We start from the raw sequence: 20,507 nt of genomic DNA, 5'->3' as shown, positions 1-20,507 counted from the left end.
GCCGTGCGGCGTGACGGAGGTGCGACGTGCTGCCAGGACGGGGACGAAACGGCCATGCCGCCAGGCTTTCGCGCATCCTGGGCACCCGAACCGCGTGGACGGCCGCCGGTGACGGGGAGTTCTTCTGCCCCGGCTGCGGTGGCGACCGCAACTACCAGCGGCTGACCGGACAACGCCGCTTCACCCTGCTCGGTCTGCCCGTGCTGCCGCGTGGCGAGACCGGCCCGGTCGTGGAGTGCGCGGCCTGCCGCCGCCACTTCGGCACCGACGTCCTCGACCATCCGACCACCACCCGCTTCTCCGCGATGCTCCGCGACGCCGTGCACACCGTCGCCCTGGCGGTGCTGGCGGCGGGCGGCGCCGGGGCCCGTACGGCCCTGGAGGCCGCCGTCCTCGCGGTCCGCGCGGCCGGTTTCGACGACTGCACGGAGGAGCAGCTGGCCGCCCTCGTCGAGGCGCTGGAGGCCGACACCGGCCGGATCGCCGGCGAACCCTGCGGCGCGGGGCTGGCCATAGAGCTCCACGAGGCGCTGGACCCGCTCACTCCGCACCTCGCCGCGGCCGGCCGCGAATCGATCCTGCTCCAGGGCGCCCGCATCGCCCTGGCGGACGGTCCGTACACCACGGCCGAGCGGGATGTGCTGGCGACGGTGGGGGCGGCGCTCACCATCTGCTCCGACGACGTGACCCGGCTGCTCGCGGCGGCGCGCACGCCTTCCTAGGGCACACCTCCCGTTACTCCCCGGGGAGTAACCCGAGGCCGGGACCGCCCCCGGCAGTAGCGCCCGACTCGCCCTCACGGCCGACGAACCTGCCACCGCCCGGCGGGAGTCTGGAGACCGATCCAGACACCCGACCGGAGGGAGCCGGACCCATGGGGGCCGTAAGGACGCGCAGCGGGCGGAAACGGGCCGTGCCGTGGGTGGTGGTCGGGCTGTGGCTCGCCGCGCTCGTGCTGGTCGGGCCGCTCGCGGGCAAGTTCGCCGACATCCAGCAGAACCGCGCGGTCGACTACCTGCCCGACAGTGCCGACTCGACCCAGGTGGCGAGGATCCAGGACGAGCTGCCGGGCGGTGAGTCGACCGACCTGGTGCTCGTCTACCACCGCGGCGGCGGGCTCACCGAAGCCGACCGGCGCACCGCCGACGAGCAGATCGCCGAGACGAGCCGCGCCCACGACCTGACGGGGGAACCGAAGGGCGTCTTGTCGAAGGACGGCTCCACCCTGATGTACCCGGTCTCCAGCACCCAGCCCGGCCAGGACGAAGAAGCCCGGGACGCCTTCGTCGACGGGGTGCGGGACATCGCCGAAGGCGGCCGCGGACTGAGCGTCGAGGTCGGCGGCCCCGGCGCGCTGAACACCGACATGAACAAGGTGTTCGGCACGCTCGACGCCACGCTGCTGTTCGCCACGCTCGCCGTCGTCACCGTGCTGCTCGTCCTCATCTACCGCAGCCCGTTCCTGTGGCTGGTGCCGCTCGCCGTGGCGGGCGTGGCCGCCGCCGTGTCGATGGCCGCCGGGTACGGGCTGCACGAACTGTTCGACGTCACCGTCACCGGCCAGAGCGGCGGTGTGATGACCGTGCTGGTCCTCGGCGCCGGCACCGACTACGCGCTGCTGATCGTCTCCCGCTACCGGGAGGAACTGCGGCGCCACGAGCGGCCGTACGACGCCATGCGCACCGCCCTGCGCGGCTGCGGACCGGCCGTCCTGGCCTCCTCGGGGACGGTCGCGGCCGGGCTGCTGTGCCTGCTCGCCGCGGACCTCAACAGCAGCCGCGGCATGGGACCGGTCGGCATGGTCGGGGTGCTCGCCGCGCTGGTCGCCATGACGACCCTGCTGCCCGCGGTCCTGGTGCTGCTGGGGCGGCGGGTCTTCTGGCCGCTGGTCCCCGCGTTCGGGAGCGAGCCGAAGGCCCGGCGGTCGCTGTTCGCCGCGATGGGCTCCTCGGCGACGCGGCGCCCCGCCACCGTGCTCGTCGGCGGGGCCGCGCTGCTCGGCGCCCTCGCGCTCGGCACGCTCAACCTGTCCGGCAGCCTGAAGCAGGAGGACTCCTTCACCGAACGGCCCGAGTCCATCACGGCGATGCGGACCCTGGCGCAGGAGTATCCCGAGCGCAGCAGCCGGCCCGTGACGGTCATCGCGCCCGAGGAGCGGGCCGGGGCGGCCGCCGACCGGGCCCGTACGACCGAGGGCGTCGCCGAGGTGGCACCGGGGCGCAGCGGCTCGGGGTGGACCGAGATCGCCGTCTTCACCACCGCCGCCCCCGAGACCCCGGCCGAGACCCGGACCATCGAGGCGCTGCGGGCCGGGCTCGACCCCATGGGCGCCTACGTCGGCGGGCCCAGCGCCCAGCAGATCGACCTGGCCGACAGCGAGTCGAGGGACCGGAAGGTGATCGTGCCGCTGGTGCTGGCCGCCGTGTTCGTCATCCTGGTCGCGTTGTTGCGCAGTCTCGTCGCGCCGCTGTTGCTGCTGGCGGCGGTGGTCGCGGTCTGGGGCGCCGCACTCGGCATCGGCGGGCTGGTGTTCGAGCCGGTGTTCGGGTTCGCCGGGACCGATCCGGGGCTGGGGCTGCTGTCCTTCGTGTTCCTGGTCGCCCTCGGTGTCGACTACGGCATCTTCCTGATGCACCGGATGCGGGAGGAGTCCGTGGGCGGGGCCGAGCCCGAGGCGGCGGCGCTCACCGCGCTGCGGACGACCGGCGGGGTGATCGCTTCGGCCGGGGTGGTGCTGGCGGCCACGTTCGCCGTGCTGACGACGTTGCCGATGGTCGGGCTGGTGGAGCTCGGGTTCGTCATCGCGGTGGGCGTGTTGCTGGATACGTTCCTCGTGCGGACGTACCTGGTCACCACGGCCAGCGTGCTGCTGAAGCGCCGGGTGTGGTGGCCGGGCGCTCTCTCGCGGGCGCCCAAGCCCACGGCTTCGCCGCAGGAGCCGCGGGAGCACGAGCCCGTGGCGGCCGACGCCCGCTGACCGACGGCGCCCCTCCTCTCCCGGAGGGGCGCCTTCCTGGCCGAGGATGATGCCCGTGCAGGCACCCACCACCCCGCAGCCCACCTGGTCGCGGCCCGCCGAGCGGATCATGGCCGCCATCAACCGCGACCCCCTGACCGCCCCGCACGCCGCCCGCAACGACGCGCTGCTCGCCGTCGTCGCCCTCGCCCTCGCCGTCGCCCTCGCCCTGCTCGTCGACGACGGGCGCAGGCCCGACGCGCTGGGCTGGACGCTGCTTCTCGCCTGCAACGTCCCCATCGCGTGGCGGCGCCGGCAGCCGCTGCTCGTGCTGCTCGCGGTCGTGGCGTGCGTCGCCCCGTACCACGCCCTGGACAACACCCACTCCGCGCCGACCCCGGCGACGTACATCGCCCTCTACACCGTCGCCGTGACCGGCCGGCCGCTGCGCACCGTCCTGGTCGGCACCGGTGTCGTCGGCCTCTCGGTCAGCGTGATGCTCACCGTCAGCATGCACGAGGCGCTGGAGGTGCTCCGGATATCCGGCTGGGTCGTCGCCGTGCTGTTCTGCGGCATCGACGTGCGTGTCTACCGCAAGTACGTCGCCTCGATCGTGGAGCGCGCCGAACGGGCCGAACGGACCCGGGAGGAGGAGGCCCGGCGGCGCGTCGCCGAGGAGCGGCTGCGCATCGCCCGGGACCTGCACGACCTGCTCGCCCACAGCATCACCCTGATCGGTGTGCAGACCTCCGTCGCCGCCCATGTGCTGTCCGCCGATCCGGAGCGGCTCGATCGCGAGACGGTGGCCAAGGCCCTCGACGACATCGCCGAGACCTGCCGCAGCGCCCGCGGCGAACTCCGTACGACCCTGGAGGTGCTGCGCGAGCACGGCCCCCCTGAGGCCCGCGGCCCGCTGCCCGGCCTGGACGGGCTGCCCGACCTCGCCGAGGCCGCGCGGCTGGCCGGAGCCCGCGTCGAGCAGACCGTACGCGTACGGCAGGCGCCGCCCGCCGTGGGCGCCGCCGCCTACCGCATCGTGCAGGAGGCACTCACGAACGCCGTACGGCACGCGGGAACCGAACCGGCCGTCCACGTCGAACTCGACGAACGGCAGGGCGCCCTGCACCTGTCGGTCCGCGACGACGGCACCGGACCGGCCCCGGGCCGAACCGCGGGATTCGGGCTCGTCGGGATGCGGGAGCGGGCCCGCAGCGTCGGTGGCACACTCGACGCCGGACCGCGCACCGGGGGCGGATTCGAGGTGAGGGCGGTTCTGCCGCTGACCACGACGGGGGAGAGAGCCGGATGACCGTTCGGGTGCTGCTCGCGGACGACCAGACCCTGGTGCGGGAGGCGTTCGCGATGCTCGTGGAGTCGGCCCGGGACATGGAGGTCGTCGGCCAGGCCGCCACCGGCCGGCAGGCCGTCGAACTGGCCCGCGGCGCACACCCCGACCTCGTGGTGATGGACATCCGCATGCCCGACCTGGACGGCATCGAGGCGACCCGGCTCATCGCGGCCGACGAGGACCTCGCGGGCGTACGAGTGCTCGTGCTCACCACGTACGACACCGACGAGAACATCGTCGAGGCGCTGCGGGCCGGTGCCTCGGGATTCCTGGTGAAGGACACCAGGCCGGCCGAACTCCTCGACGCCATCCGCACGGTCGCGGCCGGCGAGGCCCTGCTGTCGCCCGGCCCCACGGCACGGCTGATCGAGCGGTTCCTGCGCAGCCCCTCCGCACCGGAGACGGGCGGGCCCGAGTGCCTGTCCGGGCGGGAGCGGGAGGTGCTCGCCCTGGTCGCGCGCGGCCTCAACAACACCGAGATCGGCCACGCGCTGGGCCTGAGCCCGCTCACCGCGAAGACGCACGTCAGCCGCATCATGGGCAAGCTGGCGGCACGGGACCGGGCTCAGCTGGTCATCGTCGCGTACGAGTCGGGGATGGTGACACCGGGCAGCGTCTGACGGACCGGGCTCCCTTCCCGTGCCTGCCGCGGTACCAGGTCGTGTCCGCAAAGTCCCGTCGTCCGCCCGGAGGGCGGGCCCCGCGGTGTCCGGTGCGTGCTCTCGGCGTGCCGGGCGGAGCCCCCTCGTACTGGACGTACTCGGGTCTTCGTCCGGTGCGGCGAGAGTGCGTGCCAGGCGTCGTGGGGCAGGCGGGACTTTGCGGACACGACCTAGAGCAGCCCGGCCGCCGCGAGGTACTTCCCGACCTGCTCCACCTCGTCCGGGGACAGCGGGATCTGCGGCTGTGCCGTCGCCGGGCAGGCGATGACGCCGCGCAGGTGCAGCGCGGCCTTGAAGGCGCCGATGGCCGAGGAGTTCGGACCCATGCGGGCCGGATCTCCGACGGTCACCATGCCGAACAGGGCGCACAGGCGTTCCTGTTCGGCGCGGGCCCCGTCCCAGTCCCCGGCGCGGCACAGCCGGTCCAGGCGGACATAGCCGTGCGGGTCGACGTTGCCGAGGCCCGGCACCGTGCCGTCCGCGCCGATCGCGAGGGCCGCGTCGACGATCAGCTCGGACCCGGTCAGCACACTGAACCCGGTCAGGCCCCCGCGTTCCCGGACGCCGGTCACCACCTGGCGGAAGGCGGCCAGGTCACCGCTGGAGTCCTTGAGCCCGGCCACGACCCCGTCGGCGGCGAGCTCCAGGACGACGTCGGCCGGCAGCTTCGTGTGGACGGCGACGGGAAGGTCGTAGGCGATGACCGGGACCGGGCTCGCGGCGGCGACCGCGCGGAAGTGGCGGACGATCTCCGCGGGATGGGTGCGGGTGTAGAACGGCGCCGTGACGACGACCGCGTCCGCGCCACCCGCCGTCACCGACGCGACATGGTCCAGCACCCGGGGCGTCGTCATGTCGATCGCCCCGGCCAGCACCGGGAGCCGCCCGCGCACATGACCCGCGACCGACTCGACGACGAGCCTGCGCTGCCGGTCCGGCAGAAACGCCGCCTCCGAGGTCGAGCCGAGCACGAACAGCCCGTGCACCCCGCCCGCCACCAGATGGTCGACGAGCGAGAGCAGCGAGGGGACGTCCACCTCGCCGTCCGGTGTCAGAGGCGTGCAGACGGGTGGGATGACACCGGTCAGCGGGGCGAGAGTCATGGAGCCTCCATCGGGTCGCGCCGGTGGACGAGGTCGCGGGTCGACTCGTCCTCCCGGACAGGATGGTGGCAGCGGAAGCGGTGCGCGGGCGCCGACGCGGCCGAGAAGCCCGGCATCCGCTCCGCGCAGATCTCGTCCGCCTTCCAGCAGCGCGTGCGGAACGGGCAGCCGCTCGGCGGGCGGGTCGCCGACGGCACCGGGCCGACCAGCGGGATCGGATCGATCGGGTGGAGCAGGCCGGGCGTGGCGGAGAACAGGGCGCGGGTGTACGGGTGCCGTGCCCGGTCGGTGACCAGGGCGGCCGGTGACTCCTCCACGATCCGGCCCAGATACATGGTGATCACCCGGTCGCTCATCCGCCGTACCGTCTGGATGTCGTGCGAGACGAACACCAGGGCCAGGCCCAGGCGTTCCTTCAGGTCGAGCAGGAGATTGAGGATCTGGGCCCGGACCGACACGTCCAGGGCGCTCGTCGGCTCGTCGGCCACGACCAGGTCCGGGTCCAGCGCGAGTGCCCGGGCGATCGCGACGCGCTGGCGCTGCCCGCCCGACAACTGGGCCGGCAGGGCGGCGGCGAGGGCCCGGGGGAGTCCCACGAGGGACATCAGCTCGCGGACCCTTTCCTCACGTCGGCTTCCGGTGCCCTGGTCGTGCACATCGAGCGGGTCCCGCAGGATCTGCCGGACGGTCAGGCGGCGGTTCAGGGCCGTCGACGGGTCCTGGAAGATCATGCCGGTGCTGCCGCCCACGGCCCGGCGGCGCTCGGCGGCCGGCATCGCCCACAGGTCCCGGCCCCGGAACGACACCCTCCCCCGTGTCGGCTGCTGCACTCCGACCAGCACCTTCGCCAGCGTCGACTTCCCGCAGCCGGACTCACCGACCACACCGACGGTCTCGCCGGGCGCGACGGACAGGTCGACGCCGGTGAGCGCGTACACCCGGTCGCGGGTGAACAGGCCCCCGCTGCGGGCCTTGTGGACGACGTGAGTGCCCGCCAGTTCCACCAGCGCGCTCATGACACCGCCTCGCTCTCGGTGGCCGCCGGATCCACGGCCGGGTGATGACAGGCCGCCGCGTGCTCGGGAGGGCCGGCCAGGACGGGAGCCGTCGTACCGCAGACCTCGCTCGCACGCGGGCACCGGCCGGCGAAACGGCACCCCGCGGGGAAGTCGGCCGGGGACGGCACGACGCCGCTGATCTGCGTCATCCGCTCCTGCGCCGACTCCAGCGACAGCACGCTGCCGAGCAGGCCGCGCGTGTAGTGGTGCGCCGGTGCCTCCACCAGGTCGGCGGTCACGCCCGTCTCGACGATCTGCCCGCCGTACATCACCACCACCCGGTCGGTGACGTCCGCGACCAGGGCCAGGTCGTGCGAGACGAGGATCAGCGCGAAGCCGAGCTCCTCGCGCAGCCGCAGCAGCAGCTCCACGACCTGCGCCTGCACGGTCACGTCCAGGGCGGTCGTCGGCTCGTCGGCGACGATCAGCTTCGGGTCGCGGGACAGGGCCATGGCGATCAGGACGCGCTGGCGCTGCCCGCCGGACAGTTCGTGCGGGTAGCTGCGCAGGGTCCGCCCGGGGTCGAGGCCGACCATCGTCAGCAGCTCGGCGGGACCGCGGTGTCCGCCACGCCGCACGACCTGCTTGAGCTGCGCGCGGATCGTCATCGCCGGGTTCAGCGACGACAGCGCGTCCTGGTAGATCATCGCCATCTCGTGGCCGAGCAGTCTGCGGCGTACCCGCATCGGCTCGGCGAGCAGGTCCCGCTGCCGGAAACGGACCTGGCCGCCGACCCGCGCCCCCTTCGGCTCCAGGCCCATGATCGCCAGTGCGGTGAGCGACTTGCCGCAGCCCGACTCGCCGACCAGCCCGAGCACCTCCCCGGGATGCACCTCGAAGCTGATGCCGTCCACGATGTCGACGCCCCCGTGCCGTCGGTCGAAGCCGATGACGAGGTTCTCCACCGCGAGCACCGGCCGGCCGTCCCGGGGCAGACGACGGGCCCGGGCCCGCAACCGGCGCGCGGCCTCCGCCAGGCCGGGCAGCGGCACGGTCTCCCCGCCGCCGGGCTCCGGCTCCTGAAGCCGGTCGTCGTCCGGTGCGTCCACCTCCCGTGCCGCCGGGGCCGCCCAGGCGTCCGACACCCCCTCGGACAGGATGTTCAGCGACAGCACCGTCACCAGCATCAGCAGCCCGGGGAACACCGTCGCCCACCAGCCGCCGGTCAGCACCATGTTCTTGCCGTCCGCGATGACACTGCCCCAGGACGGATCCGGCGGCCGTACGCCCGCTCCGATGAAAGACAGCGACGCCTCGAACACGACGGCCTCGGCCACCTGGACCGTGCAGAAGACCAGCACCGGGGCCGCACAGTTGACCGCCACGTGCCGCAGCACGATGTACGGCGTCCGCGCGCCGATCACCCGCTCCGCCGTCACGTAGTCCTCGCCGTACTGGTCGAGGACGTTCGCCCGGACCACCCGCGCCACCGGGGGCGTGAACAGGAACGCGATCGCGCAGATCAGCACCGTGATGCCACCGCCGAACACCGCCACCAGCACGGCGGCCAGCGCGATGCCCGGGAACGCCATCACGACGTCAAGGCAGCGCATCAGCGTCTCGTCGACCGCCTTGCGGGAGGTCGCCGCGACCGCCCCGAGCAGCGCACCGGCCACCAGGGCGAGCCCGGTCGCGCCGAGCCCGATCGCGAGCGACCAGCGCGCCCCGTACATCAGCCGGCTGAGGATGTCCCGGCCGAGGCTGTCCTGGCCCATCCAGTGTTCGGCGGACGGGTGCCCGGTGCCGTCGACCGGCGGCTGCTGGTCGAGCGGGTCGTGCGGGGCGAGGAGCGGCGCGAGCAGCGCCATCAGGACGACGACCGCCAGGAAGCAGACGGCGATCTTCGACAGCAACGGCAGCCGGCGCAGGCCGCGCAGCCGTACGCCGGGCCGCGACAGCGCCGCGGTGAGACTCGTGCGGGTCATCATGGGGTGGCGTCCCTCAGTCGCGGGTTGACCAGCAGGTAGAGGACGTCGATGACGAGGTTCACGACGACGAACCCGGCCGCCGTGGTCAGCACGACGCCCTGGACGACGGCCGGATCGCCGTTCTTCACGGCGTCGATCATCAGCTTGCCCATGCCCGGCAGCGAGAAGATCGTCTCGATGACGACCGCCCCGCCGAGGAGGTAGCCGACGCGCAGGCCGAGCACGGTGAGGGGATTGATCAGCGCGTTTCTGAGGACGTTCCGCCCCACCACCACCCGGGGCGGCAGCCCGCTCCCGATCGCCGTCCGTACGTAGTCCTTGTCGAGCTCCTCCACGACGGCCGTCCGTACGATCCGGGTCAGCTGCGCCGCCACCGGGAGGGAGAGGGCGAGCGCGGGCAGCGTCATCGTCCGCAGCCAGCCGGTGAAGGAGTCGGCCGGGTTGATGTAGCCGCCGGTCGGGAACCAGCCGAGGTCGACCGCCAGATACTGGATCATCAGCAGCGCCAGCCAGAAGCCGGGCGCGGCGACGCCGGTCAGCGACACGACCCGGATCAGCTGGTCGGGAAGCCGGTCCCGGTGGATCGCCGCGGTCACACCGCCGAGCAGGGCCAGGACGACCGCGATGCCCAGCCCCAGGAAGGTCAGTTGCAGGGTGAGCGGCAGCGCGGTCGTCACCTGGTCGATCACCGGGGCCCGGGTCAGCGCGCTGGTGCCCATGTCGCCGTGCAGCAGGTCGCCGACGAAGTCGGCGTAACGCACCGGCAGCGGGTCGAGCAGGCCGTGTTCCTCACGGAAGGCGTGCAGTTGCGCCGGTGTCGGGTTCGCGCCCTGGAAGAACGCGGACGCCGGGTCGACGTCCGAGAACCGCATCACCAGGAACACGAACAGCACGATGCCGAGCATCAGCGGCACGAGGAGGGCGACACGGCGCAGCAGAATCCGCAGGACGGCCGTCATGGCGCTAGGCCCACCTGGCCTGGAGGAGGTTGATGCCCGGGTAGGGCTGGGCCCTTATGCCGCTGAGCCGTGCCGGGTTCCAGGCCGTCATCAGCTCGTTGTGGACGACCGGGTAGAGCACGGCCTGCTCGGCGACGACGTCGACGTAGTCCTGGATCATCGCCTTCTTCTTCGCCGGGTCGGGCTCCCGGGTGGCCCGGTCCATGTCCTTGAAGAGCTGCCTGGCGACGGGGTCGGCGGCCCAGCGGGTGTACTGCATCCAGAGGTTCTCGGGGCCGTAGTTGTAGTGCATGATCAGGTCGGCGTCGAGGCCGAACTGGTTGGGGTTCGAGGCGGCGGCCACGACCTGGTAGTCCTGCTTCTGGTCCAACTTCGTGAACACTGCCGTGGTTTCCTGCGGGGACAGGGTCGTCCTCACGCCGATCGCGTCCCAGGACGCCTTGATGGTGGGCAGGCAGTCGACGATCCAGCTGACGTTCACGGCCAGGATCTCGATGCTCAGCCCCTTGACCCCGGCCTCCTCCAGCAGGGCCTTCGCCTTGTCGGGGTCGTGGTCGTAGACCGTCTTCGCCCTGCGGTAGGACGGGTTGGCCTCGTCGAGGAAGGAACTGGACGGCTTGCCGTGGCCCTTGAGCGCGACCTCCACCATCTTCTCGGTGTCGATGGCGTAGTGCAGGGCCTGGCGCACCCGCACGTCGTCGAAGGGCTTGTGCCGGGTGTTGAACATCAGGAACAGGTTGTTCATCCCGGCTCCGCCGGCCACCGTCATCCCGCCGCTCTCCAACTGGCCGATGTTGGCGTACGGGATGTTGTCCGCGATCTGCGCGCCGGCGCTCGACCCCGAGATCTTCGCGACGCGGGGAGCCGCGTCCACGATCGTCAGCCAGTTCATCTTCCGGAAGGCGGGCTTGCGGGGGCCGTTGTAGCCGTCGAACGCCTCGAAGGTCGTGTTCGACTTCGGATGGTGCGCGGTCTGCCGGTACGGCCCCGATCCGATGGCCTTGCCCTTGATGGCGTCGTCCCAGGCGCCCGGCCGGGAGAACACGTGCTTCGGCATGATCTTCGCGAGCGTCAGCCGCGAAAGCCCGTCCGGGAACGGGAACTTCAGCACCAGCTCCACGTTCCGCGCGTCGATCTTCCGGACCTCCTTCAGCCAGCTCGCGAAGAAGCCCTTGGCGAGGGTCTGGGTGTCCGGGTCGAGGATCCGCCGGAAGACGAACACGACGTCGTCGGCGGTGACGGGCCTGCCGTCGTGGAACGTGGCTCCGGCGCGCAGCGCGAACCTCCACGACGTGCTGTCCGGGTCCTTCGGCACCTCGGTCGCCAGCGCGGCGTACGGCTCGCGGGAGATCGGGTCCGTGTCCAGCAGCCCCTCGTAGATGTGGTGGTTGGCGGCCATGCAGAACGCGGACGCGGTCTGGGTGGGGTCCCAGCTGCCGTCGTTGCCGTAGCCGATCACCGCGGTGAGCGTCCGGTCCCGGCCGCCGCCGCTGCCGGTGTCGTTGGTGGACTCCGGTCCCGACGAACAGGCCGACAGCGATGCGGAGACGGTGGCGGCCGCGCCCAGCGCGCCGGTGTACTTCAGGAGCGACCGGCGGTTCAGCGCCGGCACGTCGGTGGTCACGTCGCGCACGGGTCCTCCAGCGAGGTCTGGGGGGAGGGGGCTGGCAGCGGAGATACGACGTCCTACGTCCTGTGGTCAGCGCGACCTTAGGAGGGGCCGTGGGGGCGGTCAAGGGCTCGCACACGAATGGCGTATCCGCCGGAGGCCGGACCGACGGCGGCGCCCGACGTGCTGAGTTGACGGTGTATCGAGCCTGATACGGCACCGGGTGAATGACCGGAGGCGGGAGGTCAGGACGTTCCGGGCCCGGTCGCCGAATCCGTCACCGGGCGGGCGGGAGCGGACCATGATGAGGGGCATGACCGAACTGTGGAGCGAGGGTGACGCCGGCGTCCTGAGACTGCCGTCCGGCCGGCTGGTACGGGGCCGGGGCCTGCGCCACCCCCTGGACCCCGGCGCGCCCCTCCCCTCCTACGGTGTCTACCTGCTGGGCCGGCAGCCGCCCGAGGTCCCCTGGGAGTCGGGCTGGATCCGCTGGCCCGACTTCCGTCTCCCGGCGGACCGGGCGGCCGCCCGAGCGGTACTGGCCGATGTGTGGCAACGGGCCGCCGGGGAGCGGGTGGAGCTCGCCTGCGGAGGCGGCCGCGGTCGCACCGGCACGGCCTTGGCCTGCCTGGCGGTGCTGGACGGGGTGCCGGGGGAGGAGGCGGTGGGATACGTCCGGCGGCATTACGACCGGCACGCCGTGGAGACGCCTTGGCAGCGGCGGTACGTGCGCGGGTTCGGCGAGGGGTGACTCTCTCCTCGGTGGTACGTACGCGGGTGCGGCAAGGGGCAGCCTCCACGTGGGCGGGTTGCTGGACGTCTTCGAGTCGATGGGCCTGTACGCGGCGATGGCCTTCGAGTCCATCAGCGCCGACGCACCGCACCGCGCGGACGCCCTCGACCTCGGCATGGCGTCGTACGCCCTCACGAAGGTGATCAAGGACCGCCCGGACGCCGCCTCCGGCTGGCACTGGGAGCCGAAGGAGGCGTTCCGCGCGGTGGCCCGCCGATACGGGGCGGCGGGCCACCGCACCCGTCAGTCGCAGTAGAGGTCGGAGGCGGGCCGCGCGCCGGTGGCGAGGAAACGGGAGACGGTCCGGTCGCCGCAGGCGTTGCCGTTGGCCAGATAGGCGTCATGGCCGGTGGAGTTCACGGTGACCATGACGGCCCGCTCCCCGAGGGCTCGGCGCAGCTTCCGGGCTCCCGCGAGCGGGGTGGCGACGTCCCGTTCGTTCTGCACGAGCAGGATGTTGGAGGGGCCGCGGTCGGTGACCCGCACGGCCGGCTCCTTCGGCGCGTACGGCCAGGCGGCACACACCATCGGCCCGCGCGGCATGCCCGCGGTCAGCGGGTACGCGGCCCGGCTCGCGTCGACACCCTGCTGGTACGCGGCGGCCGAGCCGGGCCAGTCGACGTCGTTGCAGATGGTGCCGACGCCCACCGCGGCGACGTTCTGCAGGACCGACCCGGGCGGTGCCTCGGGTACGGGCGGCACGGTGCCCCGGCGGGCGGCCCGGACGGTCTTGGCCAGGACCGGGTAGTCGTCGGGGTCGTAGAGGCTGGACAGCATGGTCTGACGGAGCGCGTTGCCGTCCAGCCGCGGGGGGTTGGCGCCGGGCCAGGGCAGGGGGTCGCGGTCCAGCCGGGCGGCGAGCCGCAGGAAGCCGGACCGTACCTCGGCGGGCGTACGGGCGATCCGGTACGGGTTGCCGGGCCGGGAGGCCCACTTGGCGAACTCGGGGAAGGTGTCCTCGACCCCGGCCTCGAAGGCGGCGAGCCAGCTGCGGGTCACGCGGGTCGGGTCGGGGTCGTCGTTGCTGTCCAGCACGATGCGGTCGGTGCGGTGCGGGAACAACTGGCTGTAGACGGCGCCGACGTAGGTGCCGTACGAGACACCCCACGCGGAGATCTTCTCCTCGCCGAGGGCGGCCCGGAGACGGTCCAGGTCGCGGGCCTCGTTGGCGGTGCTGATGTGCCGGATCAGCTCACCGCCGTTGCGGGCACACGCCTGCGCCGTACGCCGGGCGGTGGCCATGTTCTCGCCGACGGAGCCGTCCGGGGCGGGCCAGGGCAGACGCTTCGTCATGCCGATGTCCGCGGGGTCGAGTTCGCAGTCCACGGCGGTCGAGGGCGCCATGCCGCGCGGCGCGAACCCGATGAGATCGTAGGCGTCGCGCACCCTCTGCGGCAGCTTCTGCCCCTTGCCGGAGGGGTCGGCGAGACTGTCGCCGCCGGGACCGCCCGGGATGAGCAGCAGCGCTCCTCGCCGCGCGGACGGCTTCTCACCGGGGATCCTGGAGACGGCGATCCGGATCTTCGGACTGTCCGGGTCGGAGTAGTCCATGGGGACGGCTAGGGTGGCGCACTGCTGCCTGGGGTCGAGGCCGGGGTCGGCGCACCTGGTCCACTTGAGCGGGCCGGGTGTGGTGGCGGACGCCCCACCAGGCCCGGCGAGCCCCAGCACCGCGCCGGCGGCGGCGATCAGTGCCGCGCATTTTGTGATCCGCTTCATGTCCAGCAGCCTGACCGACTCGCGCAGAAGGTCACATCCGGGTAACTGCCCTATGTGCACGGGGGATTACCCCCGATTCACGTCTCGCGGATTCCGTGTATCGCGGTACTTCCACCGGGTGTCCTCGGCCATCGCCGAGGCCTGCGCCGCATCCGGCTCGGTGAGCCGAGGCGCGGGGCGTCGCAGCATGAAGACGTCGATCGTGTCCTGCGTCTCCACCGTGAAGCCGTGCCGTTCGTAGAGGTGGCGGGCCGGACTGCCCTGGAGGACGTTGAGGCGGACGAGGTCGCCGGAGACGTCCGCGGTGCGCAGCAGGGCGCGCAGGACCGCCGAGCCCAGGCCGCGGCCCTGGAGCGCCGGGGTGAGATAGAAGTGCTCCAGCCGGTGGCCGTTCTCGGACGGACGCAGTGTGACGCTGCCCGCGAAGGCGCCGGCCGTCGTGATGATCGACGTGTGCCGGGGGGAGAAGCCGTCCCGCAGGCGCTGCCTGACCCGGTGTTCGTCGTAGCGGCCCAGCCGCTCCAGGTCCGGGCGCATCACCACGGCCCGTAGTTCCGCTATCGCCTCGACGTCCGCCGGCCCCGCGGGGCGCATGCCCCATTCCCGCTCAGGGTGCCTTTCCGCTGCTCTCACGACTGGATTGTTTCGAAAAGACGCCCGTTTTGCAGCGCCTCGTGCCGAACCCCTCTGCTCTGCACAGCAGTTGTAGAACGCAGACCCCTCCGGAGTGTAGTCGCCGAGCGTCACCGAAAAGACGCGAAGAGTGAAAACCCGCAGGAGGGGGGAGCAGGGTGGAGGCACGACACTCGGCGCTCTGCGCCGAAGAAGCGGAGGACGCGGTGAAAGAATTGCGGGCAGAACTCGCCAAGGACGGAATTGTCCAGCCCTCACTGGGACGTGACCCGGTGAGTCTCGCGCGGAAAGCGCCCTGCCCGCTCGTCGTCTCGGGCCGGACCTCCCCGGACGACGCCCGGCGGCTCGCGGCGGTGCCGCGATGAAGCCTCCCGTCGGCGCGTATGTCGTGGACACCCGCAGTGGCCGGATCGGCATCGTGATGGGGCATGAGGGGCCCTACGTGCAGCTGAGGCCGTACGGGGGCGGCAGGGAGTGGGACGCCGACCCCGGAGCCGTCCGGCACGCCACCCCGGCCGAGCGGCTGCGCGCGGCGACCGCGTATGCCAACGCCCGCAGCAGGGGCGAGGTCCCTTGACGTGACGGCCCTGCCAGAATGGCTCCATGAGTCTGTTCCGCGACGACGGCATCGTGCTGCGCACCCAGAAACTGGGTGAGGCGGACCGGATCATCACGCTGCTCACGCGCGGTCACGGCCGGGTACGCGCGGTGGCCCGGGGCGTGCGCCGGACGAAGTCGAAGTTCGGTGCGCGTCTCGAGCCGTTCTCCCACGTCGACGTGCAGTTCTTCGCCAAGGGGAGCGAGCTGGTCGGGCGGAGGCTGCCGCTGTGCACCCAGAGCGAGACCATCGCGCCGTACGGCGGCGGCATCGTCAGCGATTACGCCCGGTACACGGCCGGGACCGTCATGCTGGAGACCGCCGAGCGGTTCACCGACCACGAAGGGGAGCCGGCCGTGCAGCAGTACCTGCTGCTGGTCGGCGGACTGCGCACCCTCGCCCGGGGGGAGCACGCACCCCATCTCGTGCTCGACGCGTTCCTGCTCCGCTCCCTCGCCGTCAACGGGTACGCCCCGAGCTTCACCGACTGCGCGAAGTGCGGGATGCCCGGACCCAACCGGTTCTTCTCGGTCGCCTCGGGCGGTTCCGTCTGCGTGGACTGCCGTGTCCCCGGCAGCGTCGTACCCTCGCCCCAGGCCCTGGAGCTCCTCGGCGCCCTGCTGACGGGAGACTGGGAGACCGCGGACGCGTGCGAGGCGCGCTACGTCCGGGAGGGCAGTGGGCTGGTGTCCGCGTATCTGCACTGGCACATGGAGCGCGGGCTGCGCTCCCTGCGCTACGTCGAGAAGTAGCGCGAGCAGCGCAAGAGCAGAGCAAGAGCAGAGCAGCACAGAAGCAAGCGAGCACGAGGAGACGAGAAACACATGGCCGTACGCGGGATCCTGGGGCGCCAGCGCCGGGAGTACAGGACGCCGGAGCCGCACCCGTCCGGCGCGCGGCCCCCGAAGATCCCCGGGGAGTTCGTACCGCAGCATGTGGCGATCGTCATGGACGGCAACGGCCGCTGGGCCAAGGACCGGGGGCTGCCCCGCACCGAAGGGCACAAGGTCGGCGCCGAGCGTGTGCTGGACGTGCTCCAGGGGGCCATCGAGATGGGCGTGGGCGCCATCTCGCTGTACGCCTTCTCCACCGAGAACTGGAAGCGGTCGCCGGACGAGGTGCGCTTCCTGATGAACTTCAACCGGGACTTCATCCGCAAGACCCGGGACCAGCTCGACGAGCTGGGCATCCGGGTGCGCTGGGTCGGACGGATGCCGAAGCTGTGGCGGTCCGTCGCCAAGGAGCTCCAGATCGCCCAGGAGCAGACCAAGGACAACGACAAGCTCACGCTGTACTTCTGCATGAACTACGGCGGGCGGGCCGAGATCGCCGACGCGGCGCAGGCACTGGCGGCGGATGTGAAGGCCGGCAAGCTCGACCCGTCGAAGGTCAACGAGAAGACCTTCGCGAAGTACATGTACTACCCGGACATGCCGGACGTGGACCTGTTCCTGCGGCCCAGCGGTGAGCAGCGCACTTCCAACTACCTGATCTGGCAGAGCGCCTACGCCGAGATGGTCTTCCAGGACGTGCTGTGGCCGGACTTCGACCGGCGTGACCTGTGGCGGGCCTGCCTGGAGTTCGCCTCGCGGGACCGCCGTTTCGGCGGGGCGATCCCGAACGAGGAGCTGCTGGCCAGGGAGGGCGAGCAGCCGTAGCGAGCGAAGGCCCGGCGGCCTTCCGGTGGCTGCCGGGCCATGGCGGCGGTGTGCTCACCCCCGAGACCGGCCCGGAACGCGCCTACGACCTCATCCTGCGGGCCGGCGGCGCCGTGATCCTGGCCTCCTCGGCCCTGTCGCTGCTCGTCCGGCCCAGGCCGAGCGCCCGGGGCGCGCAGGAGGCTTCTGACCTCGGGGGCGCGGGGAACGGTGCGAACAACCCCCACGCGCCCGCAGCCGCCGACGAAGCCCTCACCCCCACGGCGGGGAGCGAAACGGCTCAACCGCCGGAGGTCTTCGCGCAGTCCGCGCACGTCCCGAAGATCTCCACCGTGTGGGCCACGTTCACGAAGCCGTGCTCGGCGGCGATGGCCTCCGCCCACTTCTCCACCGCCGGGCCCTCCACCTCGACGGCCTTGCCGCACCCGCGGCACACGAGGTGGTGGTGATGGTCGTCGGTGGAACAACGCCGGTAGACCGACTCTCCGTCGGCCGTGCGCAGGACGTCGACCTCACCGGCGTCGGCGAGGGACTGCAGGGTGCGGTAGACCGTGGTGAGCCCGACCGAGTCGCCCTTGTGCTTGAGCATGTCGTGCAGTTCCTGCGCGCTGCGGAACTCGTCGACCTCCTGCAGGGCCGCCGCCACAGCGGCCCGCTGCTTGGTGGCGCGGCCCTTCACGGACGGTCCAGCGGTCGTCACCGTTGCCTCCTCACGTCTGCCTTGCCCGGGCCATTGTGCCAGCCCGGGGTGGGGGCGGTCAGACGCCGACTTCGTCGGCCGTCCGGCGGCTGCCCGGGATCGTGCACTCCCCGGGGTCGGTCGAGCCGTCCGCGGCTGCCCGGGCACGGGCGCGGCGGCGGGCCAGCGGGGCCGCGAGCGCCGTCAGTACGATGAACGCGCCGATGGTCAGCAGCACGATCGTCGCGCCGGGCGGCACGTCCTGGTAGTACGAGGTCACGGTGCCGCCGATCGTCACGCTCACGCCGATGGCGACGGCGATCGCGAAGGTGGCGGCGAAGCTGCGGGTGATCTGCTGAGCGGCGGCGACCGGCACCACCATCAGCGCGCTGACCAGCAGCAGGCCGACCACCCGCATCGCCACCGTCACCGTGACGGCCGCAGTGATCGCCGTCAGCAGGTTCAGGACCCGCACCGGCAGGCCCGTCACCCGGGCGAACTCCTCGTCCTGGCTGACCGCGAACAGCTGCCGCCGCAGGCCGAGGGTGACCAGGACGACGAACGCGGCCAGGACACAGATCGCCGTGACGTCCGACTCGGACACCGTCGACAGCGAGCCGAACAGGTACGACGTCAGGTTGGCGTTGGAGCCCGTCGGCGCGAGGTTGATGAACATCACACCGCCGGCCATGCCGCCGTAGAACAGCATCGCGAGGGCGATGTCGCCGCGGGTCTTGCCGTACCAGCGGATCAGCTCCATGAGGACCGCGCCGAGGACGGAGACGAGGGTCGCCATCCACACCGGCGACCAGGTCAGCAGGAAGCCGAGGCCGACGCCGGTCATCGCCACGTGGCCGATGCCGTCGCCCATCAGGGCCTGGCGGCGCTGGACCAGGTAGATCCCCACCGCGGGGGCCGTGATGCCGACCAGGACGGCGGCGAGCAGGGCCCGCTGCATGAAGGCGTAGTCGAGGAAGTCCATCAGCTCAGCAGTCCCGTGCGGATCGGTTCGGCGCCCGCCGGTGCGTGCGGGTGCACGTGGTCGTGGCCGGGCAGGGCGTGCTGGCCGACGGCCTTCGGGGGCGGCCCGTCGTGGACGACGCAGCCGTCGCGCAGCACGACCGCCCGGTCGATCAGGGGCTCCAGGGGGCCCAGTTCGTGCAGCACGAGCAGCACGGTCGCGCCCTGGGAGACCTGCTCGGTGAGGGTGTGCGCGAGGACCTCCTGGCTGGCCAGGTCGACGCCGGCCATCGGCTCGTCCATGATCAGCAGTTCGGGTTCGGAGGCGAGCGCGCGGGCGATCAGGACGCGCTGGTGCTGACCGCCGGACAGCGCGTCGACGGAGTCCTTGGCCCGGTCGGCCATGCCGACGAGGTCCAGGGCGCGTCGTACGGCCGCGTGGTCGGCCTTGCGCAGCACGCCGAAGCGGGCCCGGGACAGGCGGCCGGAGGAGACCACCTCGGTCACCGTGGCGGGCACGCCGCCGGCGGCCGTGGTGCGCTGCGGGACGTAGCCCACGCGGTGCCAGTCGCGGAACCGCCTGCGGTCCGTGCCGAACAGCTCGATGTCGCCGGCGCCGGTCTGCACCTGGCCGATGACGCTGCGCACGGCCGTGGACTTGCCCGAGCCGTTCGCGCCGAGCAGCGCGACGACCTCGCCGCGGTGCACGGTGAGGTCGATGCCGCGCAGCACGGGGCGCGAGCCCAGGTCCGCGCGGACGCCGCGCAGGGATACGACGGGCTCGGTCATGCCGTCCTCCGATGGGTCGATCACTTGGCTCCCAGGGCCTTCTGCAGCGCCTTGAGGTTGGATTCCATGACCTGGAAGTAGTCGTCGCCGCGGGACTTGTCCGTGATGCCCTCGAGCGGGTCGAGGACGTCGGTCTTGAGGTTCGCGTCACGGGCCAGGGTCTTCGCGGTCTTGTCGGAGACCAGTGTCTCGTAGAAGACGGTGGTGACGCCGTCGGCCTTGGCCTCCTGCTGGAGCTCCCGGACGCGGGCGCCGCTGGGCTCGCTCTCGGGGTCGACGCCGGAGATGGCCTCCTGGGTGAGGCCGTAGCGCTCGGCGAGGTAGCCGAAGGCGGCGTGGTTGGTGAAGAAGACCTTGGTCTTCGTGTCCTTCAGGCCGTTCTCGAAGTCCCCGTCGAGGCCCTTCAGCTTCGTGACCAGGGCCTCGGTGTTCTTCTTGTAGTCGGCCGCGTGGTCCGGGTCGGCCTTCTCGAAGGCCTTGCCGACGCCCTGGGCGATCTCGGCGTACTTCACCGGGTCGAGCCAGACGTGCGGGTCGCTGCCGTGCTCGTCCTCCTCGGAGTGGCCTTCCTCGCCCTCGTGGCTGTGGCCGCCGGTGCCGTGGTCCTCGAGGTGGGTCAGCGAGGCCGCGTCGATCTTGGTCTTGATGCCGGTCTGGCCGACGGCCTCGTCGACGGCGGGCTGGAGGCCCTTGAGGTAGAGCGCCGCGTCGGCCTCCTCCAGCTGCGCGCGCTGCTGGGTGCTGATCTCCAGGTCGTGCGGCTCCTGGCCGGGCTCGGTCAGACTGGTGACGTTCGCGTGGTCCCCGCCTATCTGCTGGGCGAGGAACGCCATGGGGTAGAACGACGCGACGACGTCGAACTTGTCCGTGTTGCCCGTCGCCGCGCTGTCGCTGGAGCAGGCGGTCAGGGCGCCGAGGCCGAGAGAGGCGGCCGCGGCGGCGGGTATGAGGCGTCGTCGTACGTTCATGACACTCATTTTCAACAAATATGGAAACCGTTGTCAACAAACCGTCCGAGCGGGGTCTTGAGGTCGCCGGAGGGGGAGCGATTTGAT

At 72.0% G+C, this 20,507-nt stretch carries 19 protein-coding genes and 2 pseudogenes; 10 read left to right on the top strand and 11 right to left on the bottom strand.

What is annotated here, in order from left to right:
* Positions 1–26 precede the first annotated feature (26 nt).
* From ACZ7EG_RS02355 to ACZ7EG_RS02340, 4 genes are all read left to right on the top strand, one after another.
* Positions 27–722 (top strand): TerB family tellurite resistance protein, encoded by a 696-nt coding sequence (locus tag ACZ7EG_RS02355; protein WP_471071014.1) that lies wholly within the window; start codon positions 27–29, stop codon positions 720–722.
* A 152-nt stretch (positions 723–874) separates the two neighbouring features.
* Positions 875–2,977, top strand: a complete 2,103-nt coding sequence (locus ACZ7EG_RS02350) for an MMPL family transporter (RefSeq protein ID WP_471071011.1) — start codon at positions 875–877, stop codon at positions 2,975–2,977.
* A 46-nt stretch (positions 2,978–3,023) separates the two neighbouring features.
* The gene (locus ACZ7EG_RS02345) at positions 3,024–4,265 is read left to right on the top strand and encodes a sensor histidine kinase (RefSeq protein WP_471071008.1); all 1,242 of its coding nucleotides are present in this window, start codon (positions 3,024–3,026) and stop codon (positions 4,263–4,265) included.
* Positions 4,262–4,924, top strand: a complete 663-nt coding sequence (locus ACZ7EG_RS02340) for a response regulator (protein ID WP_471071005.1) — start codon at positions 4,262–4,264, stop codon at positions 4,922–4,924. The genes ACZ7EG_RS02345 and ACZ7EG_RS02340 overlap by 4 nt, the downstream gene beginning before the upstream one ends.
* Positions 4,925–5,136: 212 nt before the next feature.
* Here the strand turns inward: ACZ7EG_RS02340 and ACZ7EG_RS02335 are convergent, their stop codons facing one another.
* The 5 genes from ACZ7EG_RS02335 to ACZ7EG_RS02315 are packed head-to-tail and all read right to left on the bottom strand — an operon-like array spanning position 5,137 to position 11,647.
* Positions 5,137–6,069: a dihydrodipicolinate synthase family protein gene (locus tag ACZ7EG_RS02335; RefSeq protein ID WP_471071002.1), complete on the bottom strand. Its 933-nt coding sequence runs from the start codon at positions 6,067–6,069 to the stop codon at positions 5,137–5,139.
* Positions 6,066–7,085, bottom strand: a complete 1,020-nt coding sequence (locus ACZ7EG_RS02330; protein WP_471070999.1) for an oligopeptide/dipeptide ABC transporter ATP-binding protein — start codon at positions 7,083–7,085, stop codon at positions 6,066–6,068. Before ACZ7EG_RS02330 ends, ACZ7EG_RS02335 begins: the two co-directional genes overlap by 4 nt.
* On the bottom strand, positions 7,082–9,055 hold the full coding sequence (locus ACZ7EG_RS02325) for a dipeptide/oligopeptide/nickel ABC transporter permease/ATP-binding protein (protein WP_471070996.1): 1,974 nt from the start codon (positions 9,053–9,055) through the stop codon (positions 7,082–7,084). The genes ACZ7EG_RS02330 and ACZ7EG_RS02325 overlap by 4 nt, the downstream gene beginning before the upstream one ends.
* Positions 9,052–10,014 carry an ABC transporter permease gene (locus ACZ7EG_RS02320; RefSeq protein WP_471070994.1) on the bottom strand — a complete coding sequence of 321 codons (963 nt, stop codon included), beginning with the start codon at positions 10,012–10,014 and terminating at the stop codon, positions 9,052–9,054. Before ACZ7EG_RS02320 ends, ACZ7EG_RS02325 begins: the two co-directional genes overlap by 4 nt.
* A 4-nt stretch (positions 10,015–10,018) precedes the next feature.
* A complete protein-coding gene (locus ACZ7EG_RS02315) occupies positions 10,019–11,647 on the bottom strand; it encodes an ABC transporter substrate-binding protein (protein WP_471070992.1) in 1,629 nt (542 codons plus the stop codon).
* Positions 11,648–11,936: 289 nt separating this feature from the next.
* On the opposite strand from ACZ7EG_RS02315, the gene ACZ7EG_RS02310 reads away from it, so the two are divergent.
* Both ACZ7EG_RS02310 and ACZ7EG_RS02305 read left to right on the top strand, forming a co-directional pair.
* Positions 11,937–12,374: a protein-tyrosine phosphatase family protein gene (locus ACZ7EG_RS02310; RefSeq protein ID WP_471070990.1), complete on the top strand. Its 438-nt coding sequence runs from the start codon at positions 11,937–11,939 to the stop codon at positions 12,372–12,374.
* Between the two features lie 46 nt (positions 12,375–12,420).
* Positions 12,421–12,672, top strand: a pseudogene (locus ACZ7EG_RS02305) (abortive phage infection protein); the annotation flags it as partial.
* On the opposite strand, the gene ACZ7EG_RS02300 reads toward ACZ7EG_RS02305, so the two are convergent.
* Together ACZ7EG_RS02300 and ACZ7EG_RS02295 are read right to left on the bottom strand one after the other, a co-directional pair.
* Positions 12,660–14,135, bottom strand: coding sequence for an alpha/beta hydrolase (locus ACZ7EG_RS02300; protein WP_471070988.1), 1,476 nt, complete (start codon positions 14,133–14,135; stop codon positions 12,660–12,662). The pseudogene ACZ7EG_RS02305 and the gene ACZ7EG_RS02300 sit on opposite strands and share 13 nt — an antisense overlap.
* Positions 14,136–14,306: 171 nt before the next feature.
* Positions 14,307–14,729, bottom strand: a pseudogene (locus ACZ7EG_RS02295) (GNAT family N-acetyltransferase); the annotation flags it as partial.
* Between the two features lie 197 nt (positions 14,730–14,926).
* On the opposite strand from ACZ7EG_RS02295, the gene ACZ7EG_RS02290 reads away from it, so the two are divergent.
* From ACZ7EG_RS02290 to ACZ7EG_RS02275, 4 genes are all read left to right on the top strand, one after another.
* Entirely contained in the window at positions 14,927–15,133 is a 207-nt protein-coding gene (locus ACZ7EG_RS02290; protein WP_471070986.1) for a hypothetical protein, read from the top strand.
* Entirely contained in the window at positions 15,130–15,345 is a 216-nt protein-coding gene (locus ACZ7EG_RS02285) for a hypothetical protein (protein WP_030836519.1), read from the top strand. The genes ACZ7EG_RS02290 and ACZ7EG_RS02285 overlap by 4 nt, the downstream gene beginning before the upstream one ends.
* A 26-nt stretch (positions 15,346–15,371) precedes the next feature.
* Positions 15,372–16,118 carry a DNA repair protein RecO gene (gene recO, locus ACZ7EG_RS02280; protein WP_471070983.1) on the top strand — a complete coding sequence of 249 codons (747 nt, stop codon included), beginning with the start codon at positions 15,372–15,374 and terminating at the stop codon, positions 16,116–16,118.
* Between the two features lie 72 nt (positions 16,119–16,190).
* Positions 16,191–17,024, top strand: coding sequence for an isoprenyl transferase (locus ACZ7EG_RS02275; protein ID WP_471070980.1), 834 nt, complete (start codon positions 16,191–16,193; stop codon positions 17,022–17,024).
* A 280-nt stretch (positions 17,025–17,304) separates the two neighbouring features.
* On the opposite strand, the gene ACZ7EG_RS02270 is transcribed toward ACZ7EG_RS02275, so the two are convergent.
* From ACZ7EG_RS02270 to ACZ7EG_RS02255, 4 genes are read right to left on the bottom strand one after another with little or no spacing between them, the layout of a single operon-like run.
* Positions 17,305–17,724, bottom strand: a complete 420-nt coding sequence (locus ACZ7EG_RS02270) for a Fur family transcriptional regulator (protein ID WP_471070977.1) — start codon at positions 17,722–17,724, stop codon at positions 17,305–17,307.
* Positions 17,725–17,782: 58 nt separating this feature from the next.
* Positions 17,783–18,685, bottom strand: a complete 903-nt coding sequence (locus tag ACZ7EG_RS02265; protein WP_471070974.1) for a metal ABC transporter permease — start codon at positions 18,683–18,685, stop codon at positions 17,783–17,785.
* Positions 18,685–19,452 (bottom strand): metal ABC transporter ATP-binding protein, encoded by a 768-nt coding sequence (locus ACZ7EG_RS02260; RefSeq protein ID WP_389963766.1) that lies wholly within the window; start codon positions 19,450–19,452, stop codon positions 18,685–18,687. Before ACZ7EG_RS02260 ends, ACZ7EG_RS02265 begins: the two co-directional genes overlap by 1 nt.
* Positions 19,453–19,472: 20 nt before the next feature.
* On the bottom strand, positions 19,473–20,420 hold the full coding sequence (locus ACZ7EG_RS02255) for a metal ABC transporter substrate-binding protein (protein WP_471070970.1): 948 nt from the start codon (positions 20,418–20,420) through the stop codon (positions 19,473–19,475).
* Between the last annotated feature and the right edge of the window lie 87 nt (positions 20,421–20,507).

This window comes from Streptomyces sp. NPDC037100, from assembly GCF_055606225.1.
Note: the sequence above shows the minus strand (reverse complement) of the source record. Positions and strands in the feature narration are given on the sequence as shown.